Raw genomic sequence first — 11061 nt, 5'->3', positions numbered from 1 at the left:
GCGCATCACTGTCATAACTGATACTGGCAGGGTGGAGTATCTTTTGGGAAATGACCTGGACAAGGACGAGAGAGTGATGGTTGTGATCCCCAAAGGGGCTATCTTTGCCGCTGAAAATATGGACGACGATGGATATACCTTTGTTTCCTGCATTACAACGCCTAAGTTTACCTACGACGGTTTCAGGCTGGTTTATGCTAATGAACTAAGAGAGAATCATCCGGGACTTCCGGAGGAAATATATAATCTTGCGTATAAAAAAGCGTTAGAAGAGTGAGTTATGGGGCGTGACATGGGGACGGTTCTGTTGTCATATTTTATTAGGATAAAATACGACAACAGAACCGTCCCCGATGTCACACCCTGATGTCAAAAAACGTGACCAAGAAGGGGGAAACATGATCGACAACATTGAAGTTTTTACTCAAAACAGCATAAGGATAAACTCAAGCGCAGGTGTCATTTACGTGGATCCATTTCATTTAAAGAAGGAGATGCACGACGCAGATTATGTCCTGATCACCCATCAGCACTATGATCACTTTTCTGTGGAGGACATCAGAAAAGTCATCGCGCCAGATACGATCCTTGTAGCTCCTGAGAGCATGATCGATGATGCTCTTGAGCTGGAGCGTGAGGTAAAAGAGGTCATCGGCCTAAAGCCTGGTGTTACAAGGGAGATTGCAGGTCTTTCTCTTGAGACGATCCCTGCCTACAACACCATCAAGCCTTTCCACCCAAGAAGGGCAGAGTGGCTGGGATACATTTTAAACGTAGATGGCAAGCGCATTTACATTGCCGGAGATACAGGCGCCACCAAGGAAGCCAAGCAGGTTAAGTGCGATATAGCTCTTTTGCCAGTTGGAGGCACATATACAATGGATGCGAAAAGAGCTGCGGACCTGATCAATACGATAAAACCTGAGGTTGCAATTCCTGTGCACTATGGTAGTATTGTTGGGAAGAAAACCGACGGACAGACCTTTGCATCCCTTGTAAAGGAGCCTGTCACGGTTATTGAGAAAATTCAGTATTTTGAGTAAGGAAGTTATCTTAAATGTTTAAAAATAAGAGCCTTCATGAAAACAGGACAGGAGGCGCAATTGTAACAAACATGCTGCTGGCGGCAGTCAGTCTTTTTGTAAACGGATTTGGAGTTTATCTTACGATACAGGCAAACATCGGCGCTGGACCTTGGGATGTGCTAAACCTTGGACTATCAAAGACTCTGGGAATTTTGTACGGTACTGCATCGATCGTAGTGTCCTACACGATTCTCGGAATCGATATCGCCCTTCGGGAACCCATCGGGATTGCAATGTTCATCGACGCTTTTGTAGTTGGTAAGGCTGTTGACTTTTTCAACAGGATCGGCGCTGTACCTAAGTGCGATAGCCTGTTGACAGGGATTCCTGTGATGATCATCGGACTTATCATCATGGCCTATACTCAGTACACCTACATGAGCGCTTCCCTTGGATGCGGACCAAGAGATACGCTGCTTGTAGCACTTGCAAAAAGAGCTGGCAGGATCCCTATAGGTGTTGTCAGCATCACGCTTCTTAGCCTGGCCACATTTATTGGCTGGCTCCTTGGAGGTCCGGTTGGAATTGGAACTTTGATATGCGCCTTCTGCACAGGACCAATCATGCAGATGGCATTTAAGAGCGTGAGGTTTGATGCAACCCATGTTCATCATCAGCATTTAGCGGACTCCGTGAGAGTCTTTGTGAATAGAAAGGCGGCCTGAGGGGCTGCCTTTTTTGTGGGACAAGACACGGGACGGTTTGCTGGGATGAGACACGGGGGCGGTTCTACTGACAAGACACGGGGACGGTTCTACTGTCTTATTGTGTACAATAAGACAGTAGAACCGTCCCCGTGTCTTGTTGCCAACAATATAATTGCACAAAATTCAAAAAGTGGTATAATCAAACCATCAGTAACTTTAGTCTAAGTACAATCATATGTTATACAGAGGTAACAGATTTCATGAGTAAAGATTTTGACATTCAGGAGTACATGACCCATGGCGTAGAGCGCGTGGTTTCAGACGCCATCAAGGCCACACTAAAAAATCCAAAGGAGAGCGCCTACATGGCCAAGTTCGCCCTGGCGACCAAGGCAGCTTCCAAAAAGAGAGCAAAGCTGGAGGCAGAGGGTGAGCACATTCCACCATTTCTCATTGCCAGCATCACCAGCAGCTGTAATCTTCACTGCGCTGGGTGCTATTCAAGATGCAACGACGCAACACAGGATACAGAGCCGGTTGCGCAGCTATCTGACGATGAGTGGCTAAGGGTCTTTGATGAGGCTAGTGACCTTGGTGTAAGCTTCATTCTTCTTGCAGGTGGTGAGCCACTTCTTCGTAAAGGCGTCATCGAGGCAGCAGGTAAGAAGCAGGATATTCTTTTCCCAATATTCACCAACGGAACCTACATGGCTGACAAGTACTTTGATATGTTCGATAAAAACAGGAATCTGGTGCCCATCATGAGCATCGAGGGAAAGAAGGAGGCAACAGACACCCGCCGAGGCGGGGGCGTTTACGACAAGCTTGTTTCAAACATGGACGAGCTAAACAGAAGAGGCCTTATTTACGGCGCTTCAGTGACTGTTACAACTGAGAATTTAAAAGATGTATCTTCCGAGGAGTTCATCGGAATGTTATCAGATAAGGGATGCAAGGCAGTTATCTTTGTTGAGTTTGTGCCAGTGACTGAGGATTCCAAGCACCTTGCTCCCGGCGATGAGGACAGAGAGTATCTGAAAAAAGAGATCATGCGCCTCAGAGCTGACCATCCAGAGATGGTCTTCGTTTCCTTCCCTGGAGATGAGAAGAGCTCAGGCGGATGCATCGCTGCAGGCAGAGGCTTTTTCCACATCAACTCCCACGGCGGAGCGGAGCCATGCCCATTCTCACCATATTCAGATATAAATGTAAAAGACACATCCCTGAGAGAAGCCATGAACTCAAGGCTCTTTAGGGCCCTTCAGCAAGAGGGCGTACTGCTTGATGATCACGACGGCGGATGTGTTCTCTATGAAAAGAGAAAAGAAGTAGAGGCGCTGCTTGGCAACGCAGTATGAGTGTAGATGCGCTGCCTGAAAGCGCAATATATAGAAAATGAACCTGAGCGGGATTTGTTTTTTGAGGCGAAGGATCAGGACTGGGTGAGGTCGCTGATTCTTTTCCCGAAAAAGAAATCCCGCTCTATTTCGTAGAACTCCTCCCACATGGAGAGAGTCTTGCAGGAAGCCTTTCTTGGGCAATCCTCTGCATTATCTGCAAGGCAGGCAACAGGAGCAATGGAGCCTTCCATGAGCTCGATGATCTCACCAACTGAGTATTCTTCCGGAGTCTTGGTGAGCTTGTATCCGCCGTGTTTTCCGCTGGCACCAGCAAGGAGTCCGCCGTGGACCAGCTCTTTTGCTATGATCTCCATATATTTCTTGGAAAGGCCCTGGCGGTCTGCGATATCCTTAAGCGGAATGAACTCATCCCCCGGCTGCTCAGCCAGATCTATTATCATTCTAAGTGCGTATCTTCCCTTGGTTGAAAACATGATGATCCCCTTCGATAGTTCTTTTACATAATGTTATAAGTAAATCGTATAGATAGCAATAACTATAAGCTATTGTAAAACCTATTGACACAGTAGGCAAATAGTAATAATCTTTTTAACAAGTTAAAGCGATAAATAAACGACATTAAAATAAAACACCAGGAGGACAAAGGTATGAGTGGTTACAGATTTGAGACATTACAGTTACACGTTGGTCAGGAGCAGCCAGATCCAGCAACAGATGCAAGGGCAGTTCCTATTTACCAGACAACATCTTACGTTTTCAGAAACAGCCAGCACGCAGCAGACAGATTCGGACTTGCTGATGCAGGTAACATCTACGGAAGACTTACCAATTCAACACAGGACGTTTTGGAAAAGAGACTTGCAGCACTTGAAGGTGGCTCAGCAGCTCTTGCAGTAGCTTCCGGAGCAGCAGCCATCACATATACGATTCAGGCACTTGCAGCAAATGGCGGTCACATCGTTGCTCAGAAGACAATCTACGGCGGCAGCTACAACCTGCTGGCACATACACTTCCACAGTATGGTATCAATACTACTTTTGTAGATGCTCATGATCTTGCAGAGGTTGAGGGAGCAATTAAGGAAGATACAAGAGCAATCTACCTTGAGACTCTTGGAAATCCAAACAGTGATATTCCAGACATCGATGCCATCGCAGAGATCGCACATAAGCACGGACTTCCACTTGTTATCGACAACACATTTGGAACACCATATCTTATAAGGCCTATCGAGCACGGCGCTGATATTGTTGTTCACTCAGCAACCAAGTTTATCGGAGGACATGGCACAACCCTTGGTGGTATCATCGTTGAGTCAGGTAAGTTCGACTGGCACAAGAGTGGCAAATATCCTAATATCGCGGATCCTAACCCAAGCTACCACGGAGTTTCTTTTGCAGATGCTGTAGGCCCAGCTGCATTCGTTACTTATATCAGGGCAATCCTTCTTAGGGACACTGGAGCAACAATCTCTCCATTTAACGCATTCCTGCTCCTTCAGGGCGTTGAGACACTTTCACTTCGCCTTGACAGACACGCTGAGAATACCAAGAAGGTTGTGGAATTCTTAAAGAATCACCCCAAGGTAGAGAAGGTCAATCACCCATCTATCGCTGATCACCCTGATCATGCGCTTTATGAGAAGTACTTCCCTAACGGCGGTGCATCAATCTTCACCTTTGAGATAAAGGGCGGAAAGGAAGCAGCCTGGAAGTTTATTGACAACCTTGAGATCTTTTCCCTTCTTGCAAATGTAGCTGATGTAAAGAGCCTTGTTATCCATCCAGCTACAACAACACACTCACAGCTAAACGATGAGGAGCTGAAGGACCAGGGAATCACCCAGAGCACCATCAGACTTTCAATCGGAACAGAGCATATTGATGATATTATTGCTGACCTTGAAAAGGGTTTTGCAGCTATATAAAAAGCCAATAAAATGCCAATTTAAGTCATAAAAAATCTCCTACTTACAGGGGCCAAAGCCGCATAAAATGTAGCTTTGGCCTTTGTTTATATTTATTTTAGAAAATTTTGTCCGAAGAGGTGTTGACATATTGTTCTAGTTGTTCTATAACATACTTGTAACAAGAAATTAGCAGCCGAACACTTCGAGTGCTAATAACACAAAACCACTACACCACAAAAAATATTTAAGTAAAGGAGTGATAGATATGTTGATGCCAATGTTATGGAGTAATAATGATATATTTGATGAGATGGACAATTTCTTTAACGATGGGTTCTTCGGAGGATCCTGCAGAGCACCACAGGCTGCCAAGCAGTTCGACTCTATGTCAGGCCTTATGAGAACTGATGTGATCGAGAAAGAGGATGCTTACCAGCTTGAGGCTGAGCTTCCTGGATTCAACAAGGAAGACATCAGCATCGACCTCAAGAACGACACACTTACCATCAGCGCTTCTCACAATGAGAACAATGATGAGAAGGACAGTGATGGCAAGTACATCCGCCGCGAGAGAAGAAGCTCATCTTACCAGAGATCCTTCCATGTAGAGGGACTTAAGCCTGAGGACATCATCGCTCAGTACAAGAACGGAGTCCTTACAGTTAACCTTCCTAAGAAGGAAACCATCCCTGAGAAGGAAGAGACCTTCAAGATCGAAGTTAAGGATTGATAGAGAAGAGACCTTCTGAACGAAGTTACGAGTTTAAGCGTACAACTAAATACCCAGTAACATAAAAACGCCCCGAATCTGTTTTGTACAGGTCCGGGGCACCTCTATTTCTGGCAAAAGAGCTTTGCACTTGCAGATAGCTCTTTTCCTAATTAATAATTCTGAGCCTTCTTCTGGAAGTAAGCCTGAGGGTGGTTGCATACAGGGCAAACTTCTGGAGCCTTAGGTCCAACAACTACGTGTCCGCAGTTTGAGCACTCCCAGATTGTGTCGCCGTCAGCTGAAAATACGATGCCATCCTCGATGTTCTTAAGAAGCTTTCTGTATCTCTCCTCGTGCTCCTTCTCGATTGCTGCTACCTGCTCAAAGAGGTCAGCGATGTCGTTAAAGCCTTCTTCTCTTGCAGTCTTGGCAAATGAAGGATACATCTCTTTCCACTCATAAGCCTCACCGTCTGCTGCTGCGTTAAGGCAGTCAACTGTTGATCCGATCCCTGAAAGGATCTTGTACCAGAGCTTAGCGTGCTCTTTCTCATTAGCAGCTGTCTCCTCAAAGATCTTGCCGATCTGAACGTATCCGTCCTTCTTAGCCTTAGAAGCGAAGTATGTGTATTTGTTTCTTGCCTCTGACTCACCTGCAAATGCAGCCATGAGGTTCTTTTCAGTTTCAGTTCCCTTAAGTTCGTTGGTTCTTGGTTCAAGATTAGCCATTTTTTAAATCCCCTTTCCTGTGAAAAGACATTTTGAAAAGCCTTTAATTACGGGCTTTTCGTGTTGTAAAGATATTCTAGCATATGGCGGAAACTAAAGCTATGGATAGTTTTGGGAAGTTTAGATTTATTTTTAGGAATTTTTAGGATGGATTTAGGTTGGGAAAATAAAATGGCATTGTAAACCAAAGAAACTATAGATTAAAACAAGCTGTGCGGTTTAGGCAGATTAAGTAATAGAGGTTAAAACTGTAATTTGCTAGATCTTCAACAGCAGAGAAATATGAGGTGAAAACATGATCAACAAATTTATGAGATCAAGATTAAACTTAGTGTGTGCGATGGCAATGGCAGCAGCTCTGGCGCTGACAGGATGCTCTGGGGAGCTTGCAGAAAATCTTAAAAGTAGCGTTCTGGGTTCTGAAACTAAAGGAGTTACAGTAGAAGGAAATGATTCAAGTGCTCTTGAAAGCTCCGCGGAGAGCAGTGTAGTGCTTGGCGATGTGAATGCAGCAGTTACTCTTTCAGATGATGGAACCAGCGTCGATGGATCTGGCGTTACGGTAGATGGAAGTGACGTGATAATTGAACAGGGCGGAACATACTCTTTTACCGGAACCCTTACTGAAGGCAGGATCAAGGTTGAAGCAGAGGGGCAGGATGTTCAGATCATTCTAAATGGCGTGACCATCACAAACAGCGACAAGGACGCCATTTATATAGAAGAGGCCAATAGCGCAGTAGTCTACGTTATGGAGGGTACAGTAAATAGCCTCACAAGCGGAACTGAGGAGACTTACGAGACAGCCAAGGCTGCAGTTGAGGAAGCTAATTCAAGTGATGATTCTGAGAGCAGTGGCGAGACAACTGAGTCTGGGAATTTAAAGAGTCAGAGCACAGAGACAAGTAGTGATGCGAATAGTGAGAGCTCAGATGAGGCTACGTCAGACAGCGAAACAACAGACGATGGTTTCAGTAACAGCCAGAAAGCTACTATCATGGCTAAGTGCGACCTGATGATCTCTGGCGCTGGAACACTTAATGTATATGGTTACATCAACAACGGCATTCAGTCCAAGACTAATCTTACAGTTGAGTGCGTGAATCTTGTAATGGTTGCGGCTAACGACGGTATCAAGGGCGGAACAGATGTTACTATCACGTCAGGCGTATTTGACCTTAAGTCCGTTGGCGATGCTGTTCAGTCTGATGGAACTCTTAATATAGAAGATGGAACATTCACAGTTGTTACAGGCGATGGAGCTGCTTCTGCTGAGAAGAAGTCCGAGATGGGCTTTGGCGGCGGAAATGGCGGCTTTGGTGGCAAGATGAACCGCCAGAATAGTACCACAGAAAGCGGAACAGATAGTAGCACGACTACACAACAGATGCCACAGATGCCAGCAGATGGTCAGATGCCAGAAATGCCAGCAGATGGACAGATGCCGGAAATGCCTTCAGATGGACAGATGCCACAGGCACCAGCGAGTGGTCAGACAACTTCAGATAGCCAGGCGTCATCAGGTGATGCAAGTGCATCCAGTGACACTGCTACCACAACTCAGTTCCAGGGCAGAATGGGCATGGCCATGGACTTTGAGAACAGCCTCGATTCAGATTCAAATGCTGTGAGCCAGAAGGGATTCAAGGCAGCAGGAGATATGACCATCAGCGGTGGCTCTTTTGAAATGGATACAGTGGACGACGCTGTACATGCAGATGGTGCACTTACGGTGAGCGGTGGCTCTTTTGCCATAAAAGCGGGAGATGACGCTATCCACACAGAAACGGATCTGGTTATAGATGGTGGCAGCATCACTATCGACGAGTGCTACGAAGGAATTGAAGGCGCAACAATTACCGTCAACGACGGCGAGATCAGCGTGACTTCATCCGACGACGGATTTAATGCTTCATCATCAGAGGCTGATCCTCTCATCACTATTAACGGCGGCGATGTATATGTGAATTCTTCAGGCGACGGTATTGACTCAAATAAGGACATCGTCATAAATGGCGGAACAGTCTATGTTGACGGTCCTGCAAATTCAGGTAACGCGGCAATTGATATAGGAACTGAGAACCAGGGAACTTTCGTGGTTAATGGCGGAACTGTAACTGCAATTGGAATGTCTGGAATGATGGAAAACGCTGACTCTTCTTCAACCCAGCAGGTTCTTACATATGTATTTGATGAAAATCTTGAGGAAGGCACAGAGATCAAGATTACAGACTCAGACGGAAGCGTAGTCGCAACTGTCACAACAACTAAGAGCGCCAACGCTATTACATATTCATCTGGAGATCTTGAGACTGGCGAGACTTATACCTTTACTGCTGGGGACCTTACTGGTGAGCTTTCAGCAGATGACATAAACGCCACCAATGGAGCAGCCAGCGGAATGGGCGGCTTTGGTGGAATGGGCGGACAGGGCGGCCCTGGCGGCAATGGCGGATTCGGCGGCCGCGGAATGAATGGTGGCAATGGCGGCCGCGGAAACATGAATGGCCAGACCAGTAGTGGAGAGGCTGGAACTGACCAAAGTGGCAGTACAAATTCTGGCAGTGACCAGAATGGCAGTACAGATGGAACATCAGGGACAATGCCAGCTGGCCCTGGTGGCCAAGGTGGATTTGGCGGTCCTGGTGGCCAGGGAATGCAAGGTGGCCCTGGTGGTCAGCAGGCTCCTGGTCAGGGAATGCAGGGCGGGCCTGGCGGTCAGCAGGCTCCAGGGCAAGGATGATTCAGACTGAATGGCTTATTTCCATATCGTAGTCCGTAAAATAATGGCCAATATCAATTGTTATTAAATTACATAACAGACTACGCAAGTTTTTTTATGTCTATAGTCCGTAATACGAGCATTTTCAAGGAATTATTCTACTGAACCTGATCTGCAAATTACGGACTATAGGCCTCCCAAAATGTCTTCAGGCTGAAAATGTATTTTTGAGAAGCTATTTAGCGGGAATAATTACCTACTGTGGAGCATTTTTCTATGCTATAGTCCGTAATCATAAAAAACCATATTTTTGAGTATTCATTAAGAAGCTCAAGAAGTGACTATGGATAAGCTATACTTTGTCTACAGTTTAAGAACTGCCAAGCTTCCTGGCAGTTCTTTTTGTGCAAATCATATTTTTTCCAATTAAAGGATTGCGAAAGATAGCTTAAAGTAGATAACATGCTATATAATAGATGACATAGTTTGTAGTGAAAAAAGCTTGCACAAGCAAAATCTAAAATATAACAGAGTTGTTGCACAAGCAAGATCTACTTTATAACTAAGCTATCAAGCAATAAGGAGGCAAAACATGCAAAAAACTGCAATTTTCCTGGCTGACGGATTTGAAGAGATTGAGGCGCTGACAGTTGTTGATCTGCTCCGCAGGGCCAAAATCGATATAACAATGGTCTCCATAATGGAGAGCAAGAGTGTCTATGGATCCCACGAAATCGCTGTGGAGGCGGACACTACATTTGAGGATTTTAATTTTAGCGGCGTGGATATGCTGATCCTTCCTGGAGGACAGCCTGGAACCAGGAATCTGTATGCCTGCGAGCCTCTTAAGGACAAGATAAAAGAGTTTAATGCTGAGGGCAAGATGCTGGCAGCTATCTGCGCTGCACCTACAGTATACGGTAAGATGGGACTTCTTAAGGGCAAAAAAGCTACCTGCTACCCGGGGTGTGAAGTGGACCTTACAGGAGCTGACTTCCAGACAAGCCCAGTTGTAAAGGACGGCAACTTCATCACCAGCCGCGGGATGGGTACAGCAATTGACTTTGGACTTGCGATAATTGAGCACTTCCAGGGCATCAATGCTGCCAAGGACATGGCAGAGCGGATTGTCTACAAGGCGTGAACCGCAGCCGCAACTACAATTAAGGAGACAACAGTATCCATGGGCGTAGAGATAGAGAGGAAATTCCTGGTAAAAGAATTTCCGGACGACTTAAACAAATATCCCTTTCATCAGATCGAGCAGGCGTACCTAAATGTAAGCCCTGCAGTTCGCGTGCGCAGGGAAGATGATACATACTACATGACATATAAGGGACTTAAGGGAAGCGCTCAGGCACGCATCGGTCAGACAGAGTACAACATGCCCCTTACCAAGGAGGCTTACGAGCACCTATCTTCCAAGGCTGATGGCAACATCATTACCAAAAAGAGATATCTCATCCCTTTAAACGATGATGCATTTGACGAGGATATCCTTGAGGCAAATCCAGAACTTAAGTCCGCTGTCCAGAATCGCAGCATTAAGATCGAACTGGATGTATTCGAAGGTGTATTCGCAGGAAGGATCCTTGCAGAAGTTGAGTTCCCAACAGAGGAAGCAGCGCTTGTCTATCACCCTGCAGAGTGGTTCTCCCAGGACGTCACAGGAGACCCACAGTACAGCAACGCCCACATGAGCGCAGAGCAGCTCTAATACAAATTGACTTCCACAAGAGCTTACAAAATTGTGGCTTGCATCAGATCACAATTTCAAATATCATAAAAATAATTTTGTTCACAAAAAGTTTACAATTTAATTTCTAAAATAACTCTAAAGTTTGCCCTTCATATTCCGATATATCTTACGACGGAACGAGTGGGTTTTGAATAAAA

General features: G+C 45.7%; 11 protein-coding genes. 9 read left to right on the top strand and 2 right to left on the bottom strand.

What is annotated here, in order from left to right; translation table 11 throughout:
- From J6I68_RS10780 to J6I68_RS10765, 4 genes are all read left to right on the top strand, one after another.
- Window positions 1-277 (top strand): cupin domain-containing protein (locus J6I68_RS10780; protein WP_292220254.1); only part of this gene is annotated, 277 nt, incomplete at its 5' end.
- A gap of 121 nt (window positions 278-398) precedes the next feature.
- Complete coding sequence (locus tag J6I68_RS10775; RefSeq protein ID WP_292220253.1) at window positions 399-1043, top strand: MBL fold metallo-hydrolase; 645 nt, start codon at window positions 399-401, stop codon at window positions 1041-1043.
- 14 nt (window positions 1044-1057) lie between these two features.
- Window positions 1058-1750, top strand: a complete 693-nt coding sequence (locus J6I68_RS10770; protein WP_292220251.1) for a YczE/YyaS/YitT family protein — start codon at window positions 1058-1060, stop codon at window positions 1748-1750.
- A gap of 242 nt (window positions 1751-1992) precedes the next feature.
- Window positions 1993-3090 (top strand): radical SAM protein, encoded by a 1098-nt coding sequence (locus J6I68_RS10765; RefSeq protein WP_292220250.1) that lies wholly within the window; start codon window positions 1993-1995, stop codon window positions 3088-3090.
- A gap of 74 nt (window positions 3091-3164) precedes the next feature.
- Here J6I68_RS10765 and J6I68_RS10760 read toward each other — a convergent pair whose 3' ends face one another.
- Window positions 3165-3566 (bottom strand): RrF2 family transcriptional regulator, encoded by a 402-nt coding sequence (locus J6I68_RS10760; protein ID WP_292220248.1) that lies wholly within the window; start codon window positions 3564-3566, stop codon window positions 3165-3167.
- Window positions 3567-3740: 174 nt separating this feature from the next.
- Here J6I68_RS10760 and J6I68_RS10755 point away from each other — a divergent pair, with 174 nt between their 5' ends.
- Complete coding sequence (locus tag J6I68_RS10755) at window positions 3741-5021, top strand: O-acetylhomoserine aminocarboxypropyltransferase/cysteine synthase family protein (protein WP_292220246.1); 1281 nt, start codon at window positions 3741-3743, stop codon at window positions 5019-5021.
- Window positions 5022-5274: 253 nt separating this feature from the next.
- The gene (locus tag J6I68_RS10750) at window positions 5275-5733 is read left to right on the top strand and encodes an Hsp20/alpha crystallin family protein (protein ID WP_330622485.1); all 459 of its coding nucleotides are present in this window, start codon (window positions 5275-5277) and stop codon (window positions 5731-5733) included.
- Window positions 5734-5885: 152 nt separating this feature from the next.
- Here J6I68_RS10750 and rbr read toward each other — a convergent pair whose 3' ends face one another.
- Window positions 5886-6443 carry a rubrerythrin gene (rbr, locus tag J6I68_RS10745; protein ID WP_292205128.1) on the bottom strand — a complete coding sequence of 186 codons (558 nt, stop codon included), beginning with the start codon at window positions 6441-6443 and terminating at the stop codon, window positions 5886-5888.
- 295 nt (window positions 6444-6738) lie between these two features.
- Here rbr and J6I68_RS10740 point away from each other — a divergent pair, with 295 nt between their 5' ends.
- From J6I68_RS10740 to J6I68_RS10730, 3 genes are all read left to right on the top strand, one after another.
- Entirely contained in the window at window positions 6739-9186 is a 2448-nt protein-coding gene (locus J6I68_RS10740; RefSeq protein ID WP_292220243.1) for a carbohydrate-binding domain-containing protein, read from the top strand.
- 571 nt (window positions 9187-9757) lie between these two features.
- On the top strand, window positions 9758-10309 hold the full coding sequence (locus J6I68_RS10735; protein WP_292220240.1) for a DJ-1 family glyoxalase III: 552 nt from the start codon (window positions 9758-9760) through the stop codon (window positions 10307-10309).
- Between the two features lie 39 nt (window positions 10310-10348).
- The gene (locus J6I68_RS10730) at window positions 10349-10882 is read left to right on the top strand and encodes a CYTH domain-containing protein (RefSeq protein ID WP_292220238.1); all 534 of its coding nucleotides are present in this window, start codon (window positions 10349-10351) and stop codon (window positions 10880-10882) included.
- Window positions 10883-11061 lie beyond the last annotated feature (179 nt).

The organism is Butyrivibrio sp., from assembly GCF_017940685.1.
GTDB lineage: Bacteria > Bacillota > Clostridia > Lachnospirales > Lachnospiraceae > Butyrivibrio.
This window is presented reverse-complemented; position numbering and strand designations above follow the sequence as displayed.

What these genes read in the sequence shown, in the direction of transcription:
- J6I68_RS10775 (WP_292220253.1), top strand. Translation starts at nt 399, where the DNA reads ATGATCGACAACATTGAAGTTTTTACTCAAAACAGCATAAGGATAAAC.
- J6I68_RS10770 (WP_292220251.1), top strand. Translation starts at nt 1,058, where the DNA reads ATGTTTAAAAATAAGAGCCTTCATGAAAACAGGACAGGAGGCGCAATT.
- J6I68_RS10765 (WP_292220250.1), top strand. Translation starts at nt 1,993, where the DNA reads ATGAGTAAAGATTTTGACATTCAGGAGTACATGACCCATGGCGTAGAG.
- J6I68_RS10760 (WP_292220248.1), bottom strand. Translation starts at nt 3,566, where the DNA reads ATGTTTTCAACCAAGGGAAGATACGCACTTAGAATGATAATAGATCTG.
- J6I68_RS10755 (WP_292220246.1), top strand. Translation starts at nt 3,741, where the DNA reads ATGAGTGGTTACAGATTTGAGACATTACAGTTACACGTTGGTCAGGAG.
- J6I68_RS10750 (WP_330622485.1), top strand. Translation starts at nt 5,275, where the DNA reads ATGCCAATGTTATGGAGTAATAATGATATATTTGATGAGATGGACAAT.
- rbr (WP_292205128.1), bottom strand. Translation starts at nt 6,443, where the DNA reads ATGGCTAATCTTGAACCAAGAACCAACGAACTTAAGGGAACTGAAACT.
- J6I68_RS10740 (WP_292220243.1), top strand. Translation starts at nt 6,739, where the DNA reads ATGATCAACAAATTTATGAGATCAAGATTAAACTTAGTGTGTGCGATG.
- J6I68_RS10735 (WP_292220240.1), top strand. Translation starts at nt 9,758, where the DNA reads ATGCAAAAAACTGCAATTTTCCTGGCTGACGGATTTGAAGAGATTGAG.
- J6I68_RS10730 (WP_292220238.1), top strand. Translation starts at nt 10,349, where the DNA reads ATGGGCGTAGAGATAGAGAGGAAATTCCTGGTAAAAGAATTTCCGGAC.